The sequence below is a fragment of the Pantoea sp. B566 genome, assembly GCF_024793925.1.
Lineage (GTDB): Bacteria > Pseudomonadota > Gammaproteobacteria > Enterobacterales > Enterobacteriaceae > Pantoea > Pantoea ananatis.
Window position 1 is genome coordinate 2,477,577 of record NZ_JANUQL010000003.1, and the last position, 25,330, is coordinate 2,502,906.

At 54.4% G+C, this 25,330-nt stretch carries 28 protein-coding genes; 7 read left to right on the plus strand and 21 right to left on the minus strand.

Annotated features, from left to right (window positions below):
* Positions 1-149: 149 nt before the first annotated feature.
* A complete protein-coding gene (locus NYE92_RS13335; protein WP_006121032.1) occupies positions 150-743 on the plus strand; it encodes a YhgN family NAAT transporter in 594 nt (197 codons plus the stop codon).
* A 44-nt stretch (positions 744-787) separates the two neighbouring features.
* On the opposite strand, the gene gntU is transcribed toward NYE92_RS13335, so the two are convergent.
* The 5 genes from gntU to NYE92_RS13360 form a co-directional block, all read right to left on the minus strand.
* On the minus strand, positions 788-2,128 hold the full coding sequence (gntU, locus tag NYE92_RS13340; protein ID WP_013027541.1) for a gluconate transporter: 1,341 nt from the start codon (positions 2,126-2,128) through the stop codon (positions 788-790).
* Positions 2,129-2,131: 3 nt separating this feature from the next.
* A complete protein-coding gene (gene gntK, locus NYE92_RS13345; RefSeq protein WP_078829321.1) occupies positions 2,132-2,668 on the minus strand; it encodes a gluconokinase in 537 nt (178 codons plus the stop codon).
* A 141-nt stretch (positions 2,669-2,809) separates the two neighbouring features.
* Complete coding sequence (gene gntR, locus NYE92_RS13350) at positions 2,810-3,805, minus strand: gluconate operon transcriptional repressor GntR (RefSeq protein ID WP_013027543.1); 996 nt, start codon at positions 3,803-3,805, stop codon at positions 2,810-2,812.
* Positions 3,806-3,904: 99 nt separating this feature from the next.
* Entirely contained in the window at positions 3,905-4,600 is a 696-nt protein-coding gene (locus NYE92_RS13355; RefSeq protein ID WP_014594800.1) for a pirin family protein, read from the minus strand.
* A 94-nt stretch (positions 4,601-4,694) separates the two neighbouring features.
* Positions 4,695-4,889, minus strand: coding sequence for a hypothetical protein (locus NYE92_RS13360; protein ID WP_104932978.1), 195 nt, complete (start codon positions 4,887-4,889; stop codon positions 4,695-4,697).
* Between the two features lie 74 nt (positions 4,890-4,963).
* Between NYE92_RS13360 and NYE92_RS13365 the strand changes: the two genes are divergently transcribed.
* Positions 4,964-5,458 (plus strand): GNAT family N-acetyltransferase, encoded by a 495-nt coding sequence (locus NYE92_RS13365; RefSeq protein ID WP_014604835.1) that lies wholly within the window; start codon positions 4,964-4,966, stop codon positions 5,456-5,458.
* Positions 5,459-5,491: 33 nt separating this feature from the next.
* Here the strand turns inward: NYE92_RS13365 and ggt are convergent, their stop codons facing one another.
* Positions 5,492-7,243, minus strand: coding sequence for a gamma-glutamyltransferase (gene ggt, locus NYE92_RS13370; protein ID WP_014604834.1), 1,752 nt, complete (start codon positions 7,241-7,243; stop codon positions 5,492-5,494).
* A gap of 203 nt (positions 7,244-7,446) precedes the next feature.
* On the opposite strand from ggt, the gene NYE92_RS13375 reads away from it, so the two are divergent.
* The gene (locus NYE92_RS13375; RefSeq protein ID WP_014604833.1) at positions 7,447-7,734 is read left to right on the plus strand and encodes a DUF2756 domain-containing protein; all 288 of its coding nucleotides are present in this window, start codon (positions 7,447-7,449) and stop codon (positions 7,732-7,734) included.
* Here the strand turns inward: NYE92_RS13375 and ugpQ are convergent.
* The 10 genes from ugpQ to NYE92_RS13425 form a co-directional block, all read right to left on the minus strand.
* On the minus strand, positions 7,731-8,474 hold the full coding sequence (gene ugpQ, locus NYE92_RS13380) for a glycerophosphodiester phosphodiesterase (RefSeq protein ID WP_014594802.1): 744 nt from the start codon (positions 8,472-8,474) through the stop codon (positions 7,731-7,733). The two genes, NYE92_RS13375 and ugpQ, sit on opposite strands and share 4 nt — an antisense overlap.
* Positions 8,471-9,544, minus strand: coding sequence for a sn-glycerol-3-phosphate import ATP-binding protein UgpC (locus NYE92_RS13385; RefSeq protein WP_013027549.1), 1,074 nt, complete (start codon positions 9,542-9,544; stop codon positions 8,471-8,473). Before NYE92_RS13385 ends, ugpQ begins: the two co-directional genes overlap by 4 nt.
* Before the next feature lie 2 nt (positions 9,545-9,546).
* Positions 9,547-10,392: a sn-glycerol-3-phosphate ABC transporter permease UgpE gene (gene ugpE, locus NYE92_RS13390; protein ID WP_013027550.1), complete on the minus strand. Its 846-nt coding sequence runs from the start codon at positions 10,390-10,392 to the stop codon at positions 9,547-9,549.
* Complete coding sequence (ugpA, locus tag NYE92_RS13395; RefSeq protein WP_014594803.1) at positions 10,389-11,276, minus strand: sn-glycerol-3-phosphate ABC transporter permease UgpA; 888 nt, start codon at positions 11,274-11,276, stop codon at positions 10,389-10,391. Before ugpA ends, ugpE begins: the two co-directional genes overlap by 4 nt.
* A 55-nt stretch (positions 11,277-11,331) precedes the next feature.
* Positions 11,332-12,648 (minus strand): sn-glycerol-3-phosphate ABC transporter substrate-binding protein UgpB, encoded by a 1,317-nt coding sequence (gene ugpB, locus NYE92_RS13400; RefSeq protein WP_013027552.1) that lies wholly within the window; start codon positions 12,646-12,648, stop codon positions 11,332-11,334.
* Positions 12,649-12,922: 274 nt separating this feature from the next.
* The gene (gene livF / locus NYE92_RS13405) at positions 12,923-13,630 is read right to left on the minus strand and encodes a high-affinity branched-chain amino acid ABC transporter ATP-binding protein LivF (protein WP_013027553.1); all 708 of its coding nucleotides are present in this window, start codon (positions 13,628-13,630) and stop codon (positions 12,923-12,925) included.
* Between the two features lies 1 nt (position 13,631).
* A complete protein-coding gene (gene livG, locus NYE92_RS13410) occupies positions 13,632-14,399 on the minus strand; it encodes a high-affinity branched-chain amino acid ABC transporter ATP-binding protein LivG (RefSeq protein ID WP_013027554.1) in 768 nt (255 codons plus the stop codon).
* Positions 14,396-15,667 carry a high-affinity branched-chain amino acid ABC transporter permease LivM gene (locus NYE92_RS13415; RefSeq protein ID WP_013027555.1) on the minus strand — a complete coding sequence of 424 codons (1,272 nt, stop codon included), beginning with the start codon at positions 15,665-15,667 and terminating at the stop codon, positions 14,396-14,398. The genes livG and NYE92_RS13415 overlap by 4 nt, the downstream gene beginning before the upstream one ends.
* A complete protein-coding gene (livH, locus tag NYE92_RS13420) occupies positions 15,664-16,590 on the minus strand; it encodes a high-affinity branched-chain amino acid ABC transporter permease LivH (RefSeq protein ID WP_014594805.1) in 927 nt (308 codons plus the stop codon). The genes NYE92_RS13415 and livH overlap by 4 nt, the downstream gene beginning before the upstream one ends.
* A 137-nt stretch (positions 16,591-16,727) precedes the next feature.
* Positions 16,728-17,852: a branched-chain amino acid ABC transporter substrate-binding protein gene (locus tag NYE92_RS13425; RefSeq protein WP_013027557.1), complete on the minus strand. Its 1,125-nt coding sequence runs from the start codon at positions 17,850-17,852 to the stop codon at positions 16,728-16,730.
* A 402-nt stretch (positions 17,853-18,254) separates the two neighbouring features.
* Between NYE92_RS13425 and panM the strand changes: the two genes are divergently transcribed.
* Entirely contained in the window at positions 18,255-18,641 is a 387-nt protein-coding gene (panM, locus tag NYE92_RS13430; protein WP_014604831.1) for an aspartate 1-decarboxylase autocleavage activator PanM, read from the plus strand.
* Positions 18,642-18,686: 45 nt separating this feature from the next.
* On the opposite strand, the gene rpoH is transcribed toward panM, so the two are convergent.
* The 4 genes from rpoH to ftsY all read right to left on the minus strand — a co-directional run bounded on the left by rpoH (position 18,687) and on the right by ftsY (position 23,068).
* The gene (gene rpoH / locus NYE92_RS13435; RefSeq protein WP_013027559.1) at positions 18,687-19,544 is read right to left on the minus strand and encodes an RNA polymerase sigma factor RpoH; all 858 of its coding nucleotides are present in this window, start codon (positions 19,542-19,544) and stop codon (positions 18,687-18,689) included.
* A gap of 230 nt (positions 19,545-19,774) precedes the next feature.
* The gene (gene ftsX, locus NYE92_RS13440) at positions 19,775-20,758 is read right to left on the minus strand and encodes a permease-like cell division protein FtsX (protein WP_022622526.1); all 984 of its coding nucleotides are present in this window, start codon (positions 20,756-20,758) and stop codon (positions 19,775-19,777) included.
* Positions 20,748-21,416, minus strand: a complete 669-nt coding sequence (gene ftsE / locus NYE92_RS13445; protein WP_013027561.1) for a cell division ATP-binding protein FtsE — start codon at positions 21,414-21,416, stop codon at positions 20,748-20,750. Before ftsE ends, ftsX begins: the two co-directional genes overlap by 11 nt.
* A gap of 5 nt (positions 21,417-21,421) precedes the next feature.
* A complete protein-coding gene (gene ftsY, locus NYE92_RS13450; RefSeq protein ID WP_259019059.1) occupies positions 21,422-23,068 on the minus strand; it encodes a signal recognition particle-docking protein FtsY in 1,647 nt (548 codons plus the stop codon).
* Positions 23,069-23,301: 233 nt separating this feature from the next.
* Between ftsY and rsmD the strand changes: the two genes are divergently transcribed.
* Both rsmD and NYE92_RS13460 read left to right on the plus strand, forming a co-directional pair.
* Positions 23,302-23,901, plus strand: a complete 600-nt coding sequence (gene rsmD / locus NYE92_RS13455) for a 16S rRNA (guanine(966)-N(2))-methyltransferase (RefSeq protein WP_014594808.1) — start codon at positions 23,302-23,304, stop codon at positions 23,899-23,901.
* The gene (locus NYE92_RS13460) at positions 23,891-24,160 is read left to right on the plus strand and encodes a DUF1145 family protein (RefSeq protein ID WP_013027564.1); all 270 of its coding nucleotides are present in this window, start codon (positions 23,891-23,893) and stop codon (positions 24,158-24,160) included. Before rsmD ends, NYE92_RS13460 begins: the two co-directional genes overlap by 11 nt.
* Positions 24,161-24,188: 28 nt before the next feature.
* Here NYE92_RS13460 and NYE92_RS13465 read toward each other — a convergent pair whose 3' ends face one another.
* Positions 24,189-24,545: a DUF2500 domain-containing protein gene (locus NYE92_RS13465; RefSeq protein ID WP_013027565.1), complete on the minus strand. Its 357-nt coding sequence runs from the start codon at positions 24,543-24,545 to the stop codon at positions 24,189-24,191.
* 152 nt (positions 24,546-24,697) lie between these two features.
* On the opposite strand from NYE92_RS13465, the gene NYE92_RS13470 reads away from it, so the two are divergent.
* Positions 24,698-25,327 (plus strand): lysoplasmalogenase, encoded by a 630-nt coding sequence (locus NYE92_RS13470; protein ID WP_013027566.1) that lies wholly within the window; start codon positions 24,698-24,700, stop codon positions 25,325-25,327.
* Positions 25,328-25,330 lie beyond the last annotated feature (3 nt).

Sequence of the window (25,330 nt, forward strand, 5' to 3'; positions counted from 1 at the left end):
GCCACTCTGCGTAATAATCAGATCTGCCTGTGATGATTTACTCTACAAAATGCAGCTTTTCTGGCAAGTGAATTAATGTAATCAGGCCAACTTTTTCAGCAACACCGCTAATAACCTGACTTTATCTATAACGAGAAGACGTAAAACGAATGACTGAAATGATCTCGGCAACAATATTATTGTTGTTAATAATGGATCCCTTAGGCAATTTGCCGATTTTTATGTCGGTTTTAAAGCATCTGGAACCGAAACGTCGGCGAGTCGTGCTTATTCGTGAAATGCTGATTGCGCTCATCATCATGTTGCTGTTTTTGTTTACCGGCGAGCGAATTCTGGCCTTTCTCAACCTGCGTACCGAAACCGTGTCCATATCTGGTGGCGTCATCCTGTTTTTAATCGCCATCAAAATGATTTTCCCGTCACCTGAAAGCAGTAGCACGGGCTTACCGGCGGGAGAAGAGCCTTTTCTGGTGCCGCTGGCGATTCCCCTGGTGGCCGGGCCGTCATTGCTGGCGACCCTGATGCTGCTGTCGCATCAGTATCCCAATCAAATGTCGCATCTGGTGGGTGCCCTGCTCATTGCCTGGGGCGTAACGGTCATGATTCTGCTGTTGTCAGGCCTGTTTCTTCGGCTGCTGGGCGATAAGGGCGTTAATGCGCTGGAACGTCTGATGGGATTGATACTGATTATGCTGGCAACGCAGATGTTCTTAGACGGGATTCGCGTGTATCTGAAGTTGTAACCATGGTCGATTGTAACCGGGCAGCCCTGCCCGGTTACAACGCATCAGGAAAGCAGCGTAAAGGCGATCATGCCGACTACGGCACCGACGGTGCCCAAAATGGTCTCCATCAATGTCCACGTCTTTAAGGTTTCCCCTTCCGTGGCGCCGGTAAATCGCCCAAACAACCAGAAACCTGCATCGTTAACATGGCTGATAATAATGGAACCGCCACCGATACAGATGGACAAGGCCGCCAGCTGCGCGCCGTTATAATGCAGTGGCTCAATCACAGGCATGATCAGTCCCACTGTCGTCAAACAGGCGACCGTGGCCGATCCCTGAATCACCCGGACCGCCCCAGACAGAATAAAACAGGCCAGCGCAACGGGCAGCCCGGCACCGGTCAGGGCATTTCCCAACACAGGCCCTACGCCGGAATCGACCAGTACCTGTTTAAAGACGCCGCCCGCACCAATCACCAGCAAAATAATGCCCGCTGGCTGCAGTGCGCTGCCGCAGATCTGCATCACTTTCTCTTTTTCCATGCCCTGACGATAAGCCAGGCCGTAAATAGCCACCAGGCAGGCCAGCAGAATGGCGATAAAAGGATGGCCGATAAATTCCAGCCATTGATAAAGCGCGGTGCCTTCCGTGGTGAAGCGTGCGCCAATGGTTTTTAACCCGACCAGCACGAGAGGAAACAGGATTAACGCCAGGCTAAAACCAAAAGAGGGCAGCTTGTTTTCATCAATATCCGGCTGATGATCTTCAGGAGGCGCGCTGAACGAAACGCGTCTGGCGATAAAATTACCAAACAGCGGCCCGGCAATCAGCATGCCCGGCAGCGCAGCGCACAGGCCGATTAAAATCATCCAGCCAAAATCTGCATGCATCTGAGACGCCAGCAACATGGGCGCAGGCCCCGGCAGCAGAAAGGCCGCGGCGGCCGCCACTCCGGCAAACAGCGGTATCACCAGCTTCACCAGATTATCCCCCGTGCGTCGGGCGACGGCGAAAGCAATGCTGATAAGCAGTACCACGGCAACTTCAAAGAAGAGCGGTAAGGCGCAGATTAGCCCGGCGATTCCCATGGCAAAGTGGGCGCGGTTTTCGCCAAAGGTCTTGAGCATGCGAATCGCAATTTGGTCAACGGCACCGGTTTCATGCAGGATCTTGCCGAACATCGCGCCCAGCGCCACCACAATTGCCAGAAAGCCCAGCGTGCCGCCCATGCCTTTCTGCATGGTTTCGGCGATGTTATCCAGTGGCATACCGGATAACAGCCCGGCCCCGACTGAAACCAGCATCAAGGCAAGAAAGGCATGCATGCGGGCTTTCATCACCAGAAAGAGCAGCAGCAGGACAGAGCCTGCTGCGGTTAAAATAAGTGTTGCGGTATTCATGGCCTAGCCTTGATTAATGGCGTCCTTGATGGTCGCAACCGTCGCCGCCACAACCTCATCCAGCGGGTTCGCGATATCCACGACCAGCACATCTTTTTCATCACTGCCCGGCTCTTCCAGGGTGGCAAACTGCGTCACCAGCATTTGCGGCTTGAAGAAGTGGCCTTTACGCGCCTTCAGACGGGCTTCGATGGTATCGAAATTCCCTTTCAGATACACAAAACGCAGGTTGTCATTGCCCTGACGAAGAATATCGCGGTAATGCTTTTTCAGGGCTGAACAGACGATGATGGAAATGGCCTGGGTGCGTTGCATCGCGAAAGCCGCGTCGTTCAGAGCCTGTAACCAGGGCAGACGATCGTTATCATCCAGTGGATGGCCTTCTGCCATTTTCAGGATATTGGCACGCGGATGAAGAAAATCACCGTCGAGAAACGCGGTGTTCAACTGGTGAGAAACCTGGTTAGCGACAACGGATTTACCGCTGCCTGAAACACCCATCAGAATAAAAACGTGATGTGGCGAAGATTGCGTGGTCATTTTTTACTCCGGCAAGTTCAGTCAGTCTGCCATGTTACCGATAACAATGGTGGAGCACATTGTCCTGGTGGCATTCCATGCTGGCAACCTTTTTACATCCCAAAGCGTTAAAGTGTGAGCTGCTTCATAAAATCGCGTTAATCAGATACTGCCACCTTCCAGAATCTCAAAACCGATATCCAGCGGTGGTGTAACGCTGTGTTCCCCGGCGATACGCGCCAGTAATAATGCAGCAGACTCACGTCCCATTCGGTCGCGCGGGGTGAGTACCGTTGCCAGCTGCGGCGTGACAACCTGGCTAATATCATGGCCGTGGAAACCGGCAATCGCCATTTGGGAAGGCACCTTGAGTCCCTGTCGCTGACACTCAAACATCGCGCCGACCGCCAGATCGTCATTGGTACAGAACAGGCTGTCTGTCTGAGGATAACGGCGCTGCGCTTCACGCAGCAGATCGCCGCCTGCGCTAAACGAGGAGGCTTCTTCCATCATCACGCTGCGCGGAGTTAATCCGGCCTCGCGCATGGCGGCTTCATAACCGCGCTGTTTTTGCAGCGTTCGCTCATCCAGACGCGCGCCCAGATAAACGGTGTGCCGATGACCTTTATTGATGATGGCCAGCGTCATCTGCCGGGCCGCCTCGACATTGTCAAAGCCGACCGCCATATCAAGACAAGGGGTAACGCTGTCCATCATTTCAATGACCGGAATCCCCGCCACTTCCAGCATGCGCAACGTGCCGGGCGTGTGGGTGCGTTCCGTCAGGATAACGCCGTCGATGTTCCAGCCCAGCAACGACCGTAGCTGACGCTCTTCTTTTTCCGGGTTATAGCCAAAGTGCGCCACCAGCGTCTGATAACCGGCCTCATCGGTGACGGCTTCAATGCCACGCAGTACGTCGGCAAAAACCTGATTGGTCAGGGAAGGCAGCAACACGCCAATGGCGCGGCTGGTCGCATTCGACAGCATATCCGGGGCACGATTCGGTATGTATCCCAGTTCGTCCAGCGCCACGGCAATCTTTTTCCCCAGCGCAACGGACACCTGCTCGGGATTACGCAGATAACGACTGACAGTCATTTTGGTGATACCGATACGATCGGCAACGTCCTGTAAAACCGGTCTTTTCTTCTTCATCGTAAGCGCCTGGATAGCCCTGAAAGCAAGTTACGACGAGTCTATCACTTTTTTGCAGCCAGATTGCCAGTGGGGCGAGATATGCCCGCCCCAACAGGCTTATACCGGCGGCAGATCAAACAGCAGGACTTCCGCGGCGCTGTCTGCTTCGAGCACCAGGCTGCTTTCGTCCCAGATGGCAAAAGCATCGCTGTTTGTCGCTGGCTGACCGTTTACCTTGACCTGGCCCTTCACCACCTGGATCCAGATACGGCGGCCCGCGTCGGGTACCACGCTGTCGCTGTCGCCCGCCGCAAATACCCAGCGCGACAACGTCATGTCCTGCCAGACTTTGAGCGATCCGTCACGGGCATCAGGCGTCAGAATATACTGGCGTCCCTGTACGTCGGGAAAACGGCGCTGAGCGTAGCGCGGCTCTATCCCTGTACTTTCTGGAATAATCCAGATTTGGTAGAGGTGCAGGGGTTCGGTTTGGCTGGCGTTATATTCTGAATGACGCACGCCCGTACCGGCACTCATAATCTGGAATTCGCCTGCCGGTATCTGTTCTTTATTCCCCATGCTGTCCTGATGTTCAACGGTACCTGACAGCACATAGGTCAGAATTTCCATGTCTTTATGGGGATGCGTACCAAAGCCCTGACCCGGATCGATCACGTCTTCGTTAATGACGCGTAACGCCGAAAAGCCCATAAAATTGGCATCGTAATAGTTGGCAAAGGAAAAGGTATGCCAGCTGTCCAGCCAACCGTGATTCGCGTGACCGCGTTCTTCAGCTTTACGTAAATAGATCATGTTCAAATCTCCTCACTGTTTTTTATAGTGTGGTATCCGGCGTAAAAGATTGATAGCTGAAAAACTTCACCTCTCTGTTCAAAAATTATGAACATTAAATCACGGGTTGTTGAAAGGGGCTGAAGGAGGCCTGGCGGGAAGAGGTAGCAAAAAAAAAGCCAGCACCCGGCTGGCTAAATAATACTGGAAGCAATGTGAGCAATGTCGTGCGTTCTACCGTGTCGATGACACGCGAGAAAGCATGACAATAATAATCATTATCATTCGCATCTGTAAAGTCTTTTTGCACATTCTTTTATTGACGTCATGCGTAAATACCTTGAAGTTGAAAGGGTTATCACCCTGCCAACAAGGATAAGCGCTATGAACACGGTAACCATTCGTCATGCTATCCCTTCTGACGCATCCGCATTAACGCGTCTTTACAGCCAGCCCGAAACGCAGGCGGCTACCCTGCACCTGCCTTATCCTTCCCCCTCGCTGTGGGAGCAGAAACTCGCCAACCCGCGCGCGGGCGTTTATATGCTCGTTGCCTGTCTCGGTGAGCAGGTCGTTGGGCAACTTACGCTTGAGGGAATGACGGCCGCACGGCGACGGCATTGTGCCAGCCTGGGGATGGGCGTCGATCCGGCGTTTCATCGTCGCGGGATTGGCAGCGCCCTGATGGCCGCGATGATCGATCTCTGCGACAACTGGCTACAGGTTACGCGCATTGAACTCACGGTGTTTGCCGACAATGACAACGCGATAGCGCTGTATCACAAGTTCGGCTTCCGAATTGAAGGCACCGCGCAAGGCTTCGCCATGCGTGAGGGTGCCTTGATCGATACACATTATATGGCGAGGCTGAAAACATAAGATTACGGGCAGCCAAAGGGCTGCCCGTTTTCATCAGTAACCTGCGCTCAGGTCATCTACGGTGCGTGGATCGGACGCGCCATACAGCGTACCGTCAGGCCCAATCATAATACTTTGGGTACTGCCCATCGACGGCAGCACTTTCACATGCTGGCCTTTGGCCTCCAGTAACCGCAAGGTATCCGGACTGAATCCCTTTTCAACACGCAGCTGATCGGGCAGCCACTGATGATGGAAGCGCGGCGCGTTGGTCGCCTCTGCCACGTTCATCCCGTAATCAATACTGTTCACCACCATCTGCAATACCGTGGTGATAATGCGGCTGCCGCCCGGGCTACCCGTTACCAGCCAGGTCTTGCCGTCTTTCACCACGATAGTCGGTGACATCGAAGACAGCGGACGCTTCCCGGCCTGCACGGCATTGGCTTCGCCGCCGACTAACCCGTAAACATTCGGCGTGCCCGGCTTGGCAGAGAAATCATCCATCTGGTTATTCATCAGAATGCCGCTGTTACCGGCGACGATACCGCTGCCGAAGTAGGTGTTAAGCGTGTAGGTGACAGCGACCGCATTGCCACTTTTGTCCACCACGGAGAAGTGAGTAGTTTGATTACTTTCGTAAGGGGCCAGTTTACCCGGCTTGATCTCGCTGGACGGGCGGGCTTTGGCAATATCAATCTGCTGCGCCAGTGACTTCGCATAGGCTTTGCTGGTCAGCGCCTGCCAGGGCACCTTAACGAAATCCGGATCGCCCAGATATTCGGAACGGTCCGCGTAAGCATACTTCTCCGCTTCCGCCATGACCTGCATCGCGTCCGCGCTGCCGAAGCCCATTTTGCCCAAATCAAAATTTTCCAGGATATTCAGGATCTGCACGATATGAATGCCGCCCGATGAAGGCGGTGGCATGGAAAACACCTCATAACCACGATAGGTGCCGCTGACGGGCTTACGTTCAACCGCATGATAGGCTGCTAAATCGGCTTTATTAATTAACCCGCCATGCTGGGCCATTTCGGCAGCGATTTGATCGGCAATTTTCCCTTTATAGAAGGCATCCGGGCCTTGCTGCGCAATCAGCTGTAAGCTGTGGGCCAGATTTTTTTGCACCAGACGGTCGCCCTTCTGCCACGGCGTGCCATCGGGCTTATAGAAAATGGCTTTGCTATTGGGATGCGTGATCAGCACTTCCTTACCGTAGGTTTTCAGGTCATCCGCCAGCGCATCGTTGACGACAAAACCGTCACGCGCCAGTTTAATAGCAGGCGCCAGCAGCTTGCTGAGCGGCAGCGTGCCATATTTATTGACGGCTAAAGCAAAACCCGCCACGGTGCCGGGCGTACCTGAGGCCAGGTGCGAAGTGAGGGAAAGCTTGCTATCGGCATTTCCCTGCTTATCCAGGAACATATCGCGTGAAGCCGCCGCCGGGGCCATTTCACGGAAATCGATGGCCGTGGTCTGTCCTGATGCCGTGCGCAGCAGCATAAAGCCCCCACCGCCCAGGTTGCCCGCCTGCGGATGCGTGACCGCCAGCGCAAAGCCCACCGCAACGGCGGCATCCACGGCGTTACCGCCCTGGCGCAGGATATCAACGCCGACCTGGGTTGCCAGCGCATCCACTGAGGCCACCATACCGTTATGCGCCTTAACCGGATGAAACGTATCGCTGTCGATACCATAAGAGACGGGCGGTGCCTGAACCGGCGCGGCACCCGCCCCGGTCACAACAGTAAAACTCATCAATAATGACCAGCCCAGCTGGCGCAGTTTGCCTTGCATCATCATGTTGTTTCCACTCTCCACTTTTATTTACATTTCTTTATTCTTTATGTAACTGACTACAAACACAGTCGAATATCAAGAATTAACGCAAATTCAGTGCACTCCTGGAGCAGGAATCTGAACCCGTGCATAGAATGACGATAACGACCTCGTGACCCGATTTGGGCACGCACACACAGCACCCGGTCGTTTACTGGAGGATAAAAATGAAAAAGTGGCTTATGGTTTTTGCCGCCCTGCTGCCGTTAAGCGGCATGGCGAACATGCTGAATAACACAAACAATCCTAATCAACCCGGCTATAACCCTAGCCAGCAGCGCATGCAAACGCAGATGCTCAACCAGTCGCAGCAACAACAGAACAAACTGCAACAGGATCAGCAGCGTCAGAATCAGGATTTACAGCGTAAACTGCAGGAACAACGAGACAGTGCCCAGCAGCGAGTGATTAAATCGCAGCCGGGCCAGCAGCAGAATCAACAGAGTCAGTATTAGCGGAAATCGGGGCCGATGATGTCGATGCTGTCCGTACAGATGGCATCAACGCCCCATTTCAACAGCGTTCTGGCCCGGTCAGGGCTGTTTACGGTATAAACCAGAATATGCAGATCGGCCTCTTTCAGTTCTGCCACCCGCGCCTCGGTTAACACCTTATGATTGAGATGAATGGAGGTGCAGTCGAGCGCGCGGGTTTTCGCTTTCCACGCGGTGTCCCAGCTATGGGATAACAGCCCACGCGGTAGCTGAGGTTCAGCCTGCATCGCGGCTTCCAGCGCCTCAAAGGAAAATGATGACAGCAATGGCAGCGTTTGTCCCTGCCACAGCGCGGCGGCTGCCTGGGCAATGGCGCGCCCGGTTTCTGCATCCGTTCCTGTTGTAGGTTTAATTTCGATATTGGCCATCATGCCATGCTGGCGACAGCGCGCGGCGACCTCATCCAGCCGGGCCAGCTTTTCCCCCTGAAACACATCGCTAAACCAGCCGCCCGCATCCAGCTGCGACAGCTTGTCCCAGGGCAGTTCACCCGCTACGCCCCAACCGTTGCTGGTACGATCTAACGTATCGTCATGCAGCAGGAAAATATGCGCATCGGCCGACAGTTTGGCGTCGAATTCAATCATCAGGTGACCATATCTGGCGCCCGTATCAATTGCCGCAAGTGTATTTTCCGGTGCCAGCTTTCCTCCGCCCCGATGGGCGACGATGGGCGGATAAGGCCACTGTTTTTTGCTCATTCCAGACGTTTCCCGTGCGTTGAATCGAAGAAATGTAGCGACCCCACGGGCAGATGCAGCCATAAGGTACTGCCTGCTTCAGGGCGCTCGCTGTGGGGCAAGCGTACCACTAAACGTGCCTCACCGATGCGGCCATGCGCCAGATTATCCGCCCCGAGCATTTCCAGGGTTTCCACCCGGAACGGAATTCCGCCCTGCGCCTGGCTGCTGATCTGAATATGTTCTGGTCGTACGCCAAGGACGACGGGACGGTTGGCCCACTTTGCTTTTCCCTCGCCAATGGCTATCCCGTGGGAGGCATCAATCGTAAAGCGCGTCCCCTCCTGGCTGATATTGCCATGGATCAGATTCATGGCTGGTGAGCCCATAAAAGACGCGACAAACTGGCTGGCGGGCCGTTCATAGACCTCTACCGGCGTGCCGATCTGCTCCAGTATGCCTTTGTTCATGACCATGACGCGCTGTGCCAGCGTCATCGCCTCGACCTGATCGTGCGTCACGTACAGGCTGGTGGTTTGCAGACGACGGTGCAGCTGCTGAAGCTCCAGGCGCATCTGGACACGCAGGCGGGCATCCAGATTAGAGAGGGGCTCATCAAACAGAAACACGGCAGGCTCACGCACGATAGCGCGGCCCATGGCCACGCGCTGGCGCTGCCCACCCGATAACTCACGCGGACGGCGCGTCAGCAGGTGATCCAGCTCCAGGCTCCGTGCGGCTTCCAGCACACGTTGACGAACATGTTCTTTACTCATGCCGCGGATTTTCAGGCCGTAAGCCATGTTCTCTTCGACGGACATATGGGGATAGAGCGCATAGTTTTGGAACACCATGGCAATGCCGCGGTCTTTTGGCTCTTCGTGAGTGACACGTTTATCGGCAATATAGATATCGCCAGAGGTCACCCGCTCCAGTCCGGCGACCATACGCAACAGCGTCGATTTGCCACAGCCCGAAGGGCCCACCATCACCATAAACTCGCCGTCGTTGATCGTGACGTTGAGCGGTTGGATGATCTGATTTTTACCGTCGTAAGACTTGGTCACCGCCTGAAGGGTTACGCCTGCCATCTTTATTTCTCGCTCTCAACCAGACCACGCACAAAGGCGCGCTGCATAACAAATACCACCACCACCGGTGGAATCAGGGTTAACAACATTGCCGCCATCACTTCGTTCCACTGGGTCGGCGAACCGCTGGTGGAGATCATGCTTTTAATGCCGGCCACGGCAGTGCCCAGGTTAGCGTTATCAATGATTAACAGCGGCCAGAGATACTGGTTCCAGCCATAGATAAAGGTGATCACGAACAGCGCCGCCAGGTTAGTTTTCGACAGCGGCAGCACGATGTCCCAGAAAAAACGCATCGCGCTGGCCCCGTCAATGCGCGCCGCTTCGATTAACTCATCCGGTAGCGACATAAAGAACTGCCGAAACAGAAAAGTGGCGGTAGCTGAGGCCATCAGGGGCAGGGTCAGCCCGCTGTAGCTGTCCAGCAGATTAAGATCGGCGATAACCTGCACCGTCGGGAAAATGCGCACCTCAACCGGCAGCATCAGGGTAATAAAGATCATCCAAAAGAACAGCGAACGCAGTGGAAAGCGAAACCACACCAGCGCAAAGGCCGACAGAATCGACACCAGGATTTTGCCAATCGTAATACCCAGCGCCATGATGACGCTGTTCATCAGCATCACGCTAAAGGCCGGACCGTTGCCGTTAACCCCGCGCGTCCAGATGTTTGAAATGTTTTCCCACAGGTGCGTGCCAGGAATTAGCGTCATCGGGACGTTATACACGGCGTCGTTATCCAGCGTAGCCGCCACAAAGGCGACATAGAGCGGAAACAGAATGGTCAGGATGCCCAGTACCAGCACCACATGGCTGAATATGTCCAGCCCGCGACGGTTTTCAATCATTGGTATTGCACCTTACGCTCAACAAAACGGAACTGAATGACCGTCAGGCCAATCACCAGCAGCATTAACACCACGGACTGCGCGGCTGAAGAGGAGAGATCGAGGCCGGTGAAGCCTTCCCGGTAAATTTTATAGATAAGCGTGGTCGTTGCCTGAACCGGACCACCGCCTGTCGCGGCATCAATCACCGGGAAGGTATCGAAGAAGGCATAGATCAGATTGACCACCAGCAGAAAGAAGCTTACCGGCGTGATCAACGGGAGCGAAATCGAGAAGAAACGGCGCACCGGCCCCGCGCCATCAATGGCGGCGGCTTCGACCAGCGATTTCGGTATCGACTGTAATGCCGCAAAAAAGAACAGGAAGTTGTAGCTCATCTGTTGCCACACCGAGGCCAGCACCACCAGAAACATAGCCTGACCGCTGTTTTGGGCAAAGTTCCAGTTATAGCCCATGTGGTTAAGCAGATAGCTGAGTAAACCCAGGCCGGGGCTGAACAGAAACATCCATAATACCGCGGCAATAACCGGCGCCACGGCGTAGGGCAACAGCAGCAGCATCTGATACAGCTTGCGCAGCCGCACGACATAGTCCACCAGTGCCGCCAGGAGCAAAGACGATACCATGCCAAAAAACGCCACCATCCCGCTGAACTTGATCGTGGTCCAGAAGGTATCCAGATAGAGGCTATCGGAAAACAGCCGTTTGAAGTTATCCAGCCCGACAAAGGTGCTGGAGATACCGAAGGGATCCAGGTTTTGCAGGGAATACCACAGCGCTTCACCCGCTGGCCAGACAAAGAAAATAGCGGTGATCAGGAGCTGCGGGAGCACCAGCAAATAGGGTAACAGGCGATTGCGAAACACCGGGCGAGATGGAGACATAACGTTCTCTGACTTTGGGGAAAAAAGGCCAGCCGGAGCTGGCCTGCACACCGGATTACTTGTTCTGTTGCTCGAAACGACGCAGCAGTTCGTTACCGCGTTTCACTGCGTTATCCAGTGCCGCCTGCGGTGACTGCTTGCCGGTCCAGACGCCTTCCAGCTCTTCATCCAGAATGGTACGGATCTGAGGCATATTCCCCAGACGCATGCCTTTGGTGTAAGGCAATGGTGGCTTGTTCATCATCTGGCGAATGGCGATATCCGCGCCTGGGTTTTTATCGTAGAAGCCTTCTTTCTTCGTCAGCTCATATGCCGCAGTGGTAATCGGCAGGTAGCCGGTTTTCTGATGCCATTCCGCCGCAATTTTTGGCTCGGTGAGGAATTTCATGAATTCCGCTGCACCTTTGTAGGTGTTAGCATCTTTGCCCTTCATCACCCACAGGCTGGCACCGCCGATAATCGCGTTCTGTGGCGCATTCGGGATATCCGCATCGTAAGGCATCATGCCTACGCCGTAGTTGAATTTGGCATAATGACGGATGTCGGCCAGCGAGCCGGATGAGGCCGTCGTCATACCACAATCCCCGTTGTAGAACTTGGCGGTCGATTCATCTTTACGACCAAAATAGGTGAAGTCACCTTTCTTGTTCATATCTTCCAGTAGCTGGATATGACGAACCTGTGCCGGCTTGTTGAACTCCAGCACGGCATCAGTGCCGTCGAAACCATTGTTCTTGGTCGCCACCGGCAGACCGTTCCAGGCACTGAAGTTTTCAATCTGGATCCATCCCTGCCAGCCGCTGGCATAGCCGCAGCTCATGCCTGACTTACGCAGCGCGTCGGCATCCTTTGCCAGTTCCTGCCAGGTTTTTGGCGGCTGGTCCGGATTCAGGCCCGCTTTTTTAAACGCGTCTTTGTTGTAGTACAGCACGGGCGTAGAGCTGTTAAAGGGTTGAGAGATCAGCTGGCCTTGTGCGTTGCTGTAGTAACCGGCGACCGCAGGCACAAACTGCTTCTCATCCATTGGGATGCCAGCATCTTTAAACACCTGGTACACCGGCACGATGGCTTTGGAGGCCATCATGGTTGCCGTACCCACTTCATAAACCTGTAACAGCGCAGGGGCTTTTCCTGTGCGGACCGCAGCGATACCTGCCGCCAGACTCTGTTCGTAGTTCCCTTTATACACCGGGACGATCTTGTAGTCGGGGTGCTCCTGGTTAAAACGTTGTGCCAGTGAGTCAACTTCTTTGCCTAACTCGCCTTCCATTGAGTGCCAGAAAGGGATCTCAGTTACGGCCAGTGCATTACCACTGATCGCCAGACCGAGCAGTGCGCTCATCAGGCTACGACGAAAAGTAACAACGGACATAGAATTTTCCTGTTCAGGTAGGTACGCGCGTTATCACGCATTTTTTGCTCGCGAAGTAACATGACACGCGGAAATGACGGAAAAATAACAGTCAGATGACGGAAAAATGACGGCAGAATGTCAGAAGATGACAGGGATAAGCGGGATTAATGCATGATGACGATAAGCGAGTGCAGAAGAATGCAGCTAAGGCAGCGCTGAGAAACAGCGCCCACACCTGTACGAGGAGGGGCGCTGCCGGATCCTGGCCTGACAGGAACGTCAGGCCAGAAAGCTAGGCGCCCAGATACGCGCTGCGCACGGCCTCGTTAGAAAGCAATGCCTCACCGCTGTCCTCCAGCACCACGTGACCGTTTTCCAGTACGTAGCCCCTGTCGGCCAGTTTCAGTGCCTGGTTCGCGTTTTGCTCGACCAGGAAAATCGTCATGCCTTCGCTGCGTAACTGCTCAATCGTATCGAATATTTGCTGAATAATAATCGGCGCCAGGCCCAGAGAAGGCTCATCGAGTAACAACAGGCGCGGCTGGCTCATCAGTGCCCGGCCGATAGCCAGCATCTGCTGTTCGCCACCGGACATCGTGCCTGCCCGCTGAATTTTACGCTCAGCCAGACGCGGGAACAGCTGGTAAACACGTTCGATGCGCTGCAGATACTGCTGACGACTGGCAAAAAAACCGCCCATCGCCAGATTCTCTTCCACGGTCATACGTGAAAATACGCGACGGCCTTCAGGCACGATGGCAATGGCTTCACGCATAATGCGCGCCGTTTGCCAGTCGGTAATGGCTTTGCCATCAAAAGTAATGGTGCCGCTGGTGGCACGCGGTTCGCCGCACAGCGTACCCAGCAGCGTGGTTTTACCGGCACCGTTGGCACCAATCAGCGTGACGATCTCACCCTGATCGATATGCAGGCTTACGCCATGCAGGGCCTGAATTTTGCCGTAATGCGCACTGACGTTATCAATGGTTAACATGGCCATATTACGCCTCTCCTAAATAGGCACGGATCACGTCCGGATTGTTACGAATCTCTTCCGGCGTGCCGTTAGCCAGCGGCGTTCCCTGATTAACCACATAGATACGATCGGAAATGCCCATGACCAGTTTCATGTCGTGCTCAATCAATAAAACGGAAACCTTATGTTCGCCACGTAACTCGGCAATCAATTCATCAAGCTCGTGCGTTTCTTTGGGGTTAAGCCCGGCGGCCGGTTCATCCAGCATTAAAATCTCCGGACGCGTCACCATGCAGCGGGCGATCTCCAGGCGGCGCTGCTGACCGTAGGCCAGATTACCGGCCTGGCGGTTGGCCATGTCCAGCAACCCGACGCGTTCGAGCCAGGTGGCGGCACGATCCAGCGCCTCGCCTTCACTGCGGCGAAAGGCGGGCGTTTTAATCAGGCCGGAAAAGACCCCGCTTTTCAGATGTTGGTGCTGCGCGACCAGCAGGTTTTCTATCACCGTCATTTCGCGGAACAGGCGCACATGCTGAAAGGTACGGACAATCCCCATGCGCGCGATCTTCTGCCCGGATAAACCAGCCAGATTCTTGTCACGCAAGGTAATGCTGCCGCCTGTTGGCTTGTAGAAACCTGTCAGGCAGTTGAACACGGTGGTTTTGCCTGCTCCGTTCGGACCGATAAGCGACACGATTTCCTGTGGACGCAGTTCCAGTTTGACGTTGTTTACGGCTAACAGACCGCCGAAGCGCATCATCAGGCCTTCAACGGCTAATAAAGGCTGACTCATGCCTGCTCTCCTTGTTTACCCTGCCTGAGTTTCAGGTGTGGACGCTTCATCGGCAATAAACCCTGCGGCCGCCAGATCATCATCAGCACCATCAACCCACCGAGGACCAGCATGCTGTACTCATTGAGGTCGCGCATCAGTTCACGCGACACCACCAGCAGAATGGCGGCCAGAATCACCGCAAACTGCGATCCCATTCCGCCCAGAACCACGATGGCCAGCACAAACGCGGATTCAACGAAGGTAAAGGATTCGGGACTGACAAATCCCTGGCGCGCGGCAAACAGCGTACCGGCAAACCCCGCAAAAGCCGCACTGATAGTAAAGGCAGTCAGCTTGATACGGGTCGGGCTTAAGCCCAGCGAGCGACAGGCAATCTCATCTTCACGCAGTGCTTCCCAGGCCCGTCCAAGCGGCATACGCAGCAGACGGTTAATCACAAACAGCGTCAACACCACTAACAGTAACGCCACCAGATACAGGAAAATCACCCTGTCGCTGGGATCGTACTTCATGCCAAAGACCTCGTGAAACGTGCCCCATCCCCCTTCACTGACGCGGCGGCCGAACTCCAGGCCGAAGAAAGTGGGTTTGGGAATCTGGGCAATACCGTTCGGTCCCCCTGTAATCGCGGTATTGTTAAGCAGCAGAATACGGACGATTTCGCCGAAGCCCAGCGTCACGATAGCCAGATAATCGCCGCGCAGCCGCAATACCGGGAACCCCAGCAGCAGGCCAAAGGCCGCGGCCACTAATCCGGCCAGCGGCAGGCTCTGCCAGAAACCGAAACCATAGTAATGATTGAGCAAAGCAAAGGTATAGGCACCGATGGCATAGAAGCCGCCATAGCCCAGAACCAGCAGCCCCGATAGCCCAACCACCACGTTCAGCCCCAGGCCCAGCATGATGTAGATGAGCGTCAGCGTCGCAATATCAACGCTGCCGCGCGAGACCAGAAAAGGCCAGATAACGGCAGCAGCGATCATTAACGCCATGACAAGTTTTTGCTTCGGCGTGGAACCATCAAACCCAGGCAGCACCAGACCGCCACTGCTGCGCTTCAGCTTGCCCTGAAGCAGCGGACGCAGCAGCTGGAACAGAAACACCACCGCACAACCGATAAATATCCAGTTCCAGCGCACGCTACCGGCATTGACCACCTGTAGCTTCGTACCATTCAGATCGAGGCGCATTCCCATAAAGAACGCAGCCAGAACCAGCAACATGACCGTAGAGATCAGCGCATTGACCAGACCAAGGCGTTTCATACTTTCTCTACCTCCGGACGGCCCAGAATGCCGGTCGGCATCACCAGCAGCACCACGATCAGTAAGGCAAACGACACCACATCTTTATATTCCGTGGAGAGATAGGCCGAGGTCAGGGCTTCAGCAATGCCCAGCACCAGACCGCCAATCATCGCGCCGGGAATACTGCCAATGCCGCCCAGCACCGCTGCGGTAAAGGCTTTCATGCCCGCCATGAAGCCGATAAAGGGGTTGATGGAGCCATAAAACTGGCCTAACAGCACACCGGCCACCGCCGCCATCGCGGCACCAATCACGAAGGTCAGCGAAATGACGCGATCCGTATTAATGCCCAGCAGGCTGGCCATTTTCAGGTCTTCAGCACAGGCTCGGCAGGCGCGGCCCATGCGGGAATAGCGAATAAACAGGGTCAGCGCCAGCATGGTCAGGAACGTCACCACCCAGATCACCAGCTGCATCGTCGACAGCGTGGCCGCGAAACCATTGCTTTCTCCCAGCGTCCACTGGCCGGTAATTAAGCTCGGCAACGCAAGATCGCGCGAGCCCTGGGTGAGGCTGACGTAGTTTTGCAGGAAGATGGACATTCCGATGGCGGAGATCAGCGCAATCAGGCGCTTGGAAGAGCGAACCGGCCGGTAAGCCACGCGCTCAATGCTCCAGCCATAGGCGCTGGAAATAATCACTGCCATCACAAAGCCGGCGGCGATCATGAGCCATGAGGTATCAATGCCCATCATCATCAGGGCAGCAATCACCATAAAAGAGACATAGCTGCCGATCATATAGACCTCGCCGTGGGCGAAGTTGATCATGCCGATAATGCCGTAAACCATGGTGTAGCCAATGGCGATCAGCGCGTAGGTGCTCCCGAGGGTGACCCCGTTGAACATCTGCTGAATGAAATAGAGAAACTGCTCGGACATAATGAGGACCTACTCAGAAACCAGAAAACCCCTCTCCTGCCAGCAGGAGAGGGTTAGCAAGGCGAAAGCATTGCCCCACAGGGCGCATCGCTTTGGCCTGCTTCCCCGAGCAAAGGCTGCAGGGAAGCGTCATGACCTTATTTAACCGCGGTGGATGAACCGTCTTTGTGCCATTTGAAGACACCAAACTCGAAGCCTTTCAGATCGCCTTTCTGATCCCAGCTCAGGTCACCCATCACTGTCGGCACAGGCGCGCCGGTTTTCAGGTTCTTCGCAATCGCATCTGGCTCATCGCTCTTACTGCGTTCAATACCAGTTACCAGAGACTGAATCGCCGCGTAGGTTGTCCAGACAAAGGGGCCGGTTGGATCTTTGCGGTTAGACGCGGTATTCGCTTTAATGGCTTCAACAATCGCCTTGTTCTGCGGCAGCTGGTCGTAACGTTTTGGTAAGGTTACATACAGCCCTTCAGAAGCGTCGCCTGCGATGTTAGACAGCGAGGCGTTACCCACACCTTCTGGTCCCATAAAGCCGGCTTTCAGGCCTGCCGCTTTCGCCTGGCGCAGAATCTGGCCCAGCTCCGGGTAGTAACCACCGTAGTACACGAAATCCACGTTCTCTTTCTTCAGACGCGCAACCAGCGTAGAGAAATCTTTATCGCCCGCGGTGATACCTTCGAACATCACCACGTTGCCGCCTTTGGCCTTCAGGGTTTTTTGTACGGATTCCGCGAGGCCCTGGCCATACTGCTGTTTGTCATGCACCACAGCGATACGTTTAGGTTTGATCACATCCAGAATGTAGTTCGCCGCCGTTGGGCCCTGGTCAGAATCCAGACCGGTGGTGCGCATCACATCTGCATAGCCACGTGCCGTGAGTTCAGGTGCCGTGGCCGCGGGGGTAATCATCAGCACGCCTTCGTCGTTGTAGATATCTGAAGCGGGCTGAGTTGAGGAGGAGCACAGGTGGCCGATAACATACTTAATGCCGTCGTTGATCACCTTGTTCGCCACCGCAACCGCTTGTTTTGGGTCGCAGGCGTCGTCATATTCCACACCGACCAGTTTGTCGCCGTTCACGCCGCCTTTGGCATTAATATCTTTAATCGCCTGTGCAGCACCGGTAAATTCCATATCACCGTATTGCGCGACTGGGCCAGTAGCGGCGCCTACGATAGCTATTTTAATCTCTTTCGCCATTGCCGCATGGCTCATCGCCAATGCAACGCATCCAGCCAGTAACGCGCGACCTGTCATTTTCATGCGAACTACCCCATCAGTTGTGTCGTGTTTGTTGTGAGTGGTTTTATTTTCTGCCAGATAAAGTGGAAAACTGATTTAACAATAATGAGTTAGCACGCTTTTCTGGCTTTTATTAATAATAAGGCTTTATATTTCAGTCTATTAAACAGGAAGTATATTCTGTAAAGCAACTGACATATTCATGATTCGCAGCCAAAAGCAGCATAATCCTCTGGAGCCAATGCGTGGCTTTTACTCACCAGGCCAGCGCGTTATGCTGCCTTTAAAAGCGGATATCATGTTTATAGCTATTATCCTGGCACTCTGTCGCTGTTTTGACCTGTTTTATTGCCTAAAATGTGCCAGGGTTCCGGTAACGGGAATTGACTACACTAACGACTTTTACACGCACAGGTGTTTATTATGAAGCTCACCATTTTGCGTCTCACCTCGTTGACGCTACAGGACCGGATAGATCTGGGGAAAATCTGGCCTGAGATCGATATAGAAAAGCTGGAGACAGCGTTGAATGAAAGCCATCGTCTTTATGCGGCGCGCTTCAACGATCGTCTACTGGCTGCATTACAACTTGAAATTTCAGGTATTCACGGCAAAGTGCATCATTTGGCTGTAAGAGATGTTACCCGGCGACGTGGCGTAGGACAGTATTTGCTGGAAGAGACGATGAAGCAGAATCCATCGTTAAACGACTGGTGGATTGCCGATGACGGCAGTGACGATCAACGTATTCGGGCGGCGTTTATGCAGGCCTGTGGTTTTCGCGCCCAGGTTGACGGCTGGGTAAAATAAAAAAACAGACAATAAAAAAGGGCGACCTGAAGTCGCCCTGTCTCGTCAGGCTTCGATAGCCATTCGGAGTTTCTTCATCGCGTTCTTTTCAAGCTGTCGGACGCGCTCTGCGGAAACGCCATAACGATCGGCCAGTTCCTGCAGGGTAGTTTTGTTGTCCTCATCCAGCCAGCGGGCGCGAATGATATGCTGGCTGCGCTCGTCCAGGCCTTCCATTGCGTACGTCAGCTTGTCGGCTGCATGTGACTCCCAGTTATCCTCTTCGATACCGTCGGCAAAATCAGAGGTTTTATCCTGGAGATACAGCACCGGCGCCATGGATTTACCTTCACCGCTTTCGTCATCAGCGGACATATCGAAGGTCATATCCTGCGCGGCCATGCGCGATTCCATTTCCCGCACATCTTTGCTGCTCACGCCCAACTCGCGCGCGACCATTTCTACTTCGTCCTGATTAAACCAGCCCAGGCGCTGCTTGGTTTTACGCAGGTTAAAGAACAGCTTGCGCTGTGCTTTCGTGGTCGCCACTTTCACGATGCGCCAGTTACGCAGCACATATTCGTGAATTTCCGCTTTAATCCAGTGTACGGCAAAGGATACCAGACGGACGCCAACTTCAGGATTAAAGCGACGAACGGCTTTCATCAAGCCGATGTTACCTTCCTGAATCAGGTCAGCCTGAGGCAGGCCGTAACCTGAGTAGTTACGAGCGATATGAACAACAAAGCGTAGGTGAGACAGGATCAGCGTCTTAGCCGCATCCAGATCGCCCTGGTAATGCAGCCGTTCAGCCAACGCCTTTTCCTCTTCTGCCGACAGCATCGGCCAGGTGTTGGCAGCCCGAACGTAAGATTCCAGGTTGCCCAGAGGAGCAATAGCTAAAGTTTGCATTTCTTTGGTCATTCAAACCCTCACAAAATCAATGGAATTGCCGCATCTTTCCTTAAGCGCACGTCACATTATGTCAACGTCGCAGGAAAACCAAAAGCAATCTGTGCTACTTGGAAAACAAAGTTATCCACAAGTTCAATTTTAGCAGTGAATATTTTACACACAGATGACAGCGGGGCAATATCCTCTGCACCCATTGTCGGCAGCAGAGGATGATTATAACAAAAAAATGTTGCAGAGGTTTACTGCGGCGTAAATCGGCGTAAATGTTGTACCGTAGCCAGCCAGGCCGCAACCCATCCAATAATCGCCGCGATCAGCAGCAACAACAGTGCCTCATCCCAGGAGAACCCTTCCAGCGAGAAGGTCGTGCCAAACACCGAGGCAACATGGGCCACCACGGACTGCAAACGCAGGACAAGCACTTCGGAAAGAAGCAGCGATAACACGGCACCAGAGAAACCTAACAACGCACCGCCATACAGGAACGGACGCAGAATAAACCCGTCGGTCGCCCCGATCAACTTCTGCACGTTGATGGTATCGCGCCGGGCAAAAATGCTCAGCCTGACGCTGTTGCCAATCACCAGGAACACCGCCACGATCATTAAGATACCGATCATGGAGGCAATCTGCCCCACCAGCCCGGTCAGCGCCGCAAGACGAGCAAACCAGCTGTCATCCATGCGCACTTCGTCAACGCCCTGCACTTTCGCCACCCTGTCGCGCAAAGTTTGTAGCGTGTCGGAATTCTGGAAGGTCAGTTTAGGCGTAATGATGACCACGGCCGGGAGAGGATTCTGCTCCAGCATATCCATCGCGCCGCCAAAGCCTGACCAGTTACGGAATTCGTTCAGGGCTTCTTCACGCGTCAGGTAGTTAACGTGGTCCACGCCATCGACCTGCTTCAGCTGAGTCGTCACGTTTTCGGCGGCGGCATCATCCAGCGTTTTGGAGAGATAGACCGTCAGCTGCGGCGCGGGATACCACTGAGTGGCGGCCTGGCTAACGTTTTTCCACACCATGTAACACACGCTGGGCAACGTCAGAGAGATCGCGATAACCATCACCGTCAGCAACGTCGCTAACGGCTGACGCCACATGTCAGACAACGTACCGCGCAGCGCATAGCGCCACTGCTCCTGCCAGCCGCCGCGTAACGCTTTGCTTTTCGACGGTTGCTTCGCCTTCGGCGCGGGCGCGCGTTTGTTGCGTTTATTGACCATCGTGGCCTCCGTGCAGGCGTCCTTTATTTAGCGTCATCACCCGATAATTTCGGCGACCGATTAGCCCCACATCGTGTGTCGCCATCAGGACCGTCACCCCAACGCGGTTAAACTCTTCAAACAGGCGCAGGATGTCTTCAGACAGCGCCTCATCCAGGTTACCGGTTGGTTCATCAGCCAACAGCACCGCCGGTTTATTCACCACGGCGCGTGCAATACCCACGCGCTGCTGTTCACCACCGGAAAGTTGAATAGGATAACTTTTCGCTTTGTCGAGCAGGCCCACTTTATCTAGCGCGGCTGAAACACGCCGCCGGATATCTTCCCCGCTGGCACCGGAGATGATCAGCGGAATGGCCACGTTGTCATAGACAGAACGATCCATCAGCAGGTGGTGATCCTGAAAGATCATACCAATCTGACGGCGCAGAAACGGCACCTCGCTGTTACGCAGGCGTGAAATGTCATGCCCGCTAAACCAGATTTGTCCGGCGCTGGGACGCTCAATGCCACAAATCAGCTTCAGCAAGGTACTTTTCCCTGCGCCAGAATGGCCGGTCAGAAACGCCATTTCACCGGGGCGTAGATGAAAATCTACGCCCTGCAGCGCCTGACGTCCGCCGAGATATGCCTTACTGACCTCTTCAAAGCGAATCATCCTAATTAGTCCTCTCGGGCAAACAATGCCTCAATAAAATCCTCGGCCTTGAACGGCCGTAAATCTTCGATGCCTTCTCCGACACCGATATACCGGATAGGGATGCCAAACTGATCTGCCACCGAGAAAATCACACCGCCTTTGGCCGTGCCATCCAGTTTTGTCAGGGTAATACCGGTCAGACCAACCGCTTCATGGAACAGTTTGGCCTGGCTGATGGCATTTTGCCCGGTGCTGGCATCAATTGTCAGCATGACTTCATGCGGCGCCTGCTCATCCAGTTTTTTCATGACGCGCGTAATTTTCTTCAGTTCTTCCATCAGGTGCGATTTGTTTTGCAAACGGCCTGCGGTGTCGGCGATTAACACGTCAACGCCACGGGATTTCGCGGCCTGAATCGCATCGAAAATCACCGAAGCGGAATCGGCACCGGTATGCTGCGCCACCACAGAAATGTTGTTACGCTGGCCCCATACCTGAAGCTGTTCAACGGCCGCTGCACGGAAGGTGTCGCCCGCCGCCAGCATGACCGACTTGCCTTCTGCCTGATACTGACGAGCCAGCTTGCCGATGGTGGTCGTTTTACCTACGCCGTTAACACCGACCATCAAAATGACAAAAGGCGTTTTGCCTTCAACATTAAGCGGTTCTTCCACTTTCGCCAGAATGTCGGCCATTTCAGTTTTCAGCAGGCCATAAAGCGCCTCTGCATCGCGAAGCTGTTTACGGTCGGCATGCTGCGTCAGGCTGGTGATGATACGGCGCGTCGTTTCGACCCCCACATCCGCAATCAGCAGTTGCTCTTCGAGCTCTTCAAACAGCTCATCATCAATCTTTTTGCCACGGAACAGGCCGATAAAACCCGATCCCAGGTTCTGACGGGTTTTCACCAGGCTGCGTTTCAGGCGGGCAAAGAAGCCCTCTTTTGTCGGACGATCCTGCTCCTGCGTCACCAGTGGCGCGGCGGCTAAAGGAAGATCGCTGACGGTATCTGTTGGCTCCACCCGATCGGCGTTTTCTGGAACATCCTGAACGGCATCCGCGTCGGCCAGCGCCAGTGCGGCGAGTTCGTCATCGCTGAGCGGCGCCTCGTCTGCCTCCGGGACAGGTTCGGACTGAAGGATTTCAGGCTCGTGCGTCGTAACCTCCACGATATCCGCATCGGCCAGCACCAGCGCGGCGAGTTCGTCATCGCTGAGCGGCGCCTTGTCTGCCACCGGGACAGGTTCGGGCTGAAGGATTTCAGGCTCGTGCGGCGTAACCTCCACGATCTCCGCATCGGCCAGCGCCAGTGCGGCGAGTTCGTCATCGCTGAGCGGTGCCTCATCGTCCACAGGCTCGGACGCAGGTTCTGCGGGCGTGATAACGCCATCATGCGGATCAGGCACGTTTTCAGCCGATGGGGTAATTGCTGTCAGCTTTACTTCGCTATCGGGATCCGCTGTGTGTTGCTGTTCAACGACTTTTTCAGTCGTTTCAACGGTCTCTTCCGCGTGGATCTCCGCCTGACTTATTGCCGGGGCTTCCTGTTCTGGCTGCTGGACTTCCGGTTGTGCAGTTTGTGATGCCTGCGCTTCCGTTGAGGGTTGTTTCTCTTCTTCTTTGCCAAATCCCAGCCAGGAAAAAAAGCCTCGTTTTTTCTCTTTTGCCATTGTGTAACCACACTCCTCGATGGCTTCATCCCGGTAGCACAATGTTCCCAGGGTTAAAAACAGTATTGGTGATAAACGCCAGATGAGCGTCAAACCGCAGAATTATGCATAACAGCAGCAACGCTGTAGTCTAACACTTTCCAGCCAGCTCACCACAGCACCCTTTTTTAACGTTTCTTCTCATCGTTTCGCCCGTTAAACTACGCAACAAATTATGAAGATTTGTGAGCAAGATGATAAAACCTCCCCGTAAGACTGGTGGTGCAGGCCAAATCCGCATTATTGGCGGACAGTGGCGCGGCCGCAAATTGCCGGTGCCGGACAGCGCCGGACTGCGTCCGACTACCGACAGAGTGCGTGAAACGCTGTTTAACTGGCTGGCGCCCTCTATTCAGGCGGCCAACTGTCTGGACTGCTTTGCCGGCAGTGGTGCGCTGGGGCTGGAAGCCTTGTCGCGTTTCGCCGCGTCGGCAACGTTACTGGAGCTGGAACGCCCGGTAGCGCAGCAGTTGGCCAAAAATTTACAGACGCTTCAGGCCGCCAACGGCCAGGTTGTGCAGACCAATACGCTGACATGGCTGGCGCAGAGCGGTAAGCCGTTCAATATCGTGTTTATCGACCCGCCGTTTCGTCAGGGCCTGCTGGAACAAACGCTGCAACTGCTGGAGAATAACGGCTGGCTGACTGCTGACGCACTCATCTACGTTGAAAGTGAAGTTGAACGCGGTGCTCCCCCGGTTCCAGCACACTGGGATCTATACCGCGAAAAAATTGCCGGCCAGGTGGCCTATCGCTTATATCAGCGCCAACAGGAGACACACGATGTTACTTAATTTAGGACGCCTGCTGATGCTGTGCGTATGGGGTTTTTTACTGTTTAACCTGATTCATCCTTATCCTAAGCCACTGACCTGGTTTATCAATGTGGCTCTGATATTTATGATTCTGATGCATGGTCTGCAGTTGGTCCTGCTGCGCACCACCCAAGGTAAAGATGCGCCGCCGATCGATCGTGTCACCCAGATAAAAGTCTTTTTGTTTGGCGTATTCGAACTGGTCGCGTGGCAGAAAAAAAACTTTCCACGTAAGTAAGTCGTCACGGCGGGCACCTGGCCCGCCGTCAGTGCCGGGCGGGCGTAAACTGAATAAAGCGCGAGCCCTGCAGAGTCAGTTCCCCTTGCGTGCCCTTGTCCATCAGATGGTAGTCGCTTTCACTTACCCGCATCTTAATATCGCTTTCGCCGTTCAGCGGATGAAACCAGGCCTCATAGCGCATTTCATCACCGGCGATCACTTCCCGTTCACGCGAGCGCCGGCTGGAAACAGAAAACTCACGTTTGGTTTTCACTTCGACTGTCAGGGTGCGAACCGGCGAGGCATCGTTGACGGCGGCTTCACGCCGCTGTTTGATGAACTGGCGAGTCGCTAAAACGGCGATAACAGCCAGCACAATGATAAAAAGTAGCGGTGGTTTCATAATATCCCAACGTTTCTCAGGTTACAGATGGCGTACATGGCGCGCTAAAGCATACAACCAGAGTTGACCGATTGTCACATCAGGCTGGCGTAACCTAGACTGACAGGAGTATTTCAGGAACTGTCACCATTTTTGGTCAATAGGGAGAAGCAATGCTCTGGTCCTTTCTCGCGGTACTTTTCTCCGGCTGGCTGTATGTGGATGCCTCTTACCGGGGACCTCAATGGCAACGCTGGTTATTCAAGCCGGTAACCTTACTGCTGTTAGTCGGCCTCGCCTGGCAAGCCCCCACGCGCAACACGTCAGACTATCTGATTGTGGCCGGGCTGGTCGCCACGCTTGTCGGCGATACGCTGACGCTGCTTCCACGTCAGCAGACGCTCTACGCGCTGGGCGCGTTTTTCCTGTCGCATCTGCTCTATACGCTGTGCTTCGCCGCCAACATGACGATGAGTTTCTACTGGCCCATTCCGCTGACCTTTTTGATCATCGGGGTTGTCGTGATTGGCATTCTGTGGAGCAAGCTGGAAACGCTACGCTGGCCGGTCTGTACGCTTATTGGCATGACGCTGGTGATGAACTGGATGGCGGCAGAGCAATATTTTTTCCGTCCCAGCGATTACAGCTTTTCGATTCTCGTCGGTTCGGCCCTGCTTCTTTTGGCCAATATTGTGTGGTTTATCAGCCATTACCGTCGCCGCTTTAGCGCGGACAGCGCCATCGTCGCAGCCTGCTATTTCGCGGGCCACTTTATGATTGTCCGCTCCCTGTGGATTTACTAAGAA

What these genes read in the sequence shown, in the direction of transcription:
- NYE92_RS13425 (WP_013027557.1), bottom strand. Translation starts at nt 17,852, where the DNA reads ATGAAAATGACAGGTCGCGCGTTACTGGCTGGATGCGTTGCATTGGCG.
- ugpB (WP_013027552.1), bottom strand. Translation starts at nt 12,648, where the DNA reads ATGTCCGTTGTTACTTTTCGTCGTAGCCTGATGAGCGCACTGCTCGGT.
- ugpA (WP_014594803.1), bottom strand. Translation starts at nt 11,276, where the DNA reads ATGTCTCCATCTCGCCCGGTGTTTCGCAATCGCCTGTTACCCTATTTG.
- livH (WP_014594805.1), bottom strand. Translation starts at nt 16,590, where the DNA reads ATGTCCGAGCAGTTTCTCTATTTCATTCAGCAGATGTTCAACGGGGTC.
- ugpE (WP_013027550.1), bottom strand. Translation starts at nt 10,392, where the DNA reads ATGATTGAAAACCGTCGCGGGCTGGACATATTCAGCCATGTGGTGCTG.
- livG (WP_013027554.1), bottom strand. Translation starts at nt 14,399, where the DNA reads ATGAGTCAGCCTTTATTAGCCGTTGAAGGCCTGATGATGCGCTTCGGC.
- NYE92_RS13365 (WP_014604835.1), top strand. Translation starts at nt 4,964, where the DNA reads ATGAACACGGTAACCATTCGTCATGCTATCCCTTCTGACGCATCCGCA.
- panM (WP_014604831.1), top strand. Translation starts at nt 18,255, where the DNA reads ATGAAGCTCACCATTTTGCGTCTCACCTCGTTGACGCTACAGGACCGG.
- rpoH (WP_013027559.1), bottom strand. Translation starts at nt 19,544, where the DNA reads ATGACCAAAGAAATGCAAACTTTAGCTATTGCTCCTCTGGGCAACCTG.
- ftsX (WP_022622526.1), bottom strand. Translation starts at nt 20,758, where the DNA reads ATGGTCAATAAACGCAACAAACGCGCGCCCGCGCCGAAGGCGAAGCAA.
- NYE92_RS13415 (WP_013027555.1), bottom strand. Translation starts at nt 15,667, where the DNA reads ATGAAACGCCTTGGTCTGGTCAATGCGCTGATCTCTACGGTCATGTTG.
- ftsY (WP_259019059.1), bottom strand. Translation starts at nt 23,068, where the DNA reads ATGGCAAAAGAGAAAAAACGAGGCTTTTTTTCCTGGCTGGGATTTGGC.
- gntU (WP_013027541.1), bottom strand. Translation starts at nt 2,128, where the DNA reads ATGAATACCGCAACACTTATTTTAACCGCAGCAGGCTCTGTCCTGCTG.
- ugpQ (WP_014594802.1), bottom strand. Translation starts at nt 8,474, where the DNA reads ATGAGCAAAAAACAGTGGCCTTATCCGCCCATCGTCGCCCATCGGGGC.
- NYE92_RS13460 (WP_013027564.1), top strand. Translation starts at nt 23,891, where the DNA reads ATGTTACTTAATTTAGGACGCCTGCTGATGCTGTGCGTATGGGGTTTT.
- NYE92_RS13375 (WP_014604833.1), top strand. Translation starts at nt 7,447, where the DNA reads ATGAAAAAGTGGCTTATGGTTTTTGCCGCCCTGCTGCCGTTAAGCGGC.
- ggt (WP_014604834.1), bottom strand. Translation starts at nt 7,243, where the DNA reads ATGATGATGCAAGGCAAACTGCGCCAGCTGGGCTGGTCATTATTGATG.
- gntR (WP_013027543.1), bottom strand. Translation starts at nt 3,805, where the DNA reads ATGAAGAAGAAAAGACCGGTTTTACAGGACGTTGCCGATCGTATCGGT.
- NYE92_RS13385 (WP_013027549.1), bottom strand. Translation starts at nt 9,544, where the DNA reads ATGGCAGGCGTAACCCTTCAGGCGGTGACCAAGTCTTACGACGGTAAA.
- NYE92_RS13355 (WP_014594800.1), bottom strand. Translation starts at nt 4,600, where the DNA reads ATGATCTATTTACGTAAAGCTGAAGAACGCGGTCACGCGAATCACGGT.
- ftsE (WP_013027561.1), bottom strand. Translation starts at nt 21,416, where the DNA reads ATGATTCGCTTTGAAGAGGTCAGTAAGGCATATCTCGGCGGACGTCAG.
- gntK (WP_078829321.1), bottom strand. Translation starts at nt 2,668, where the DNA reads ATGACCACGCAATCTTCGCCACATCACGTTTTTATTCTGATGGGTGTT.
- rsmD (WP_014594808.1), top strand. Translation starts at nt 23,302, where the DNA reads ATGATAAAACCTCCCCGTAAGACTGGTGGTGCAGGCCAAATCCGCATT.
- NYE92_RS13465 (WP_013027565.1), bottom strand. Translation starts at nt 24,545, where the DNA reads ATGAAACCACCGCTACTTTTTATCATTGTGCTGGCTGTTATCGCCGTT.
- livF (WP_013027553.1), bottom strand. Translation starts at nt 13,630, where the DNA reads ATGGCCATGTTAACCATTGATAACGTCAGTGCGCATTACGGCAAAATT.
- NYE92_RS13470 (WP_013027566.1), top strand. Translation starts at nt 24,698, where the DNA reads ATGCTCTGGTCCTTTCTCGCGGTACTTTTCTCCGGCTGGCTGTATGTG.
- NYE92_RS13335 (WP_006121032.1), top strand. Translation starts at nt 150, where the DNA reads ATGACTGAAATGATCTCGGCAACAATATTATTGTTGTTAATAATGGAT.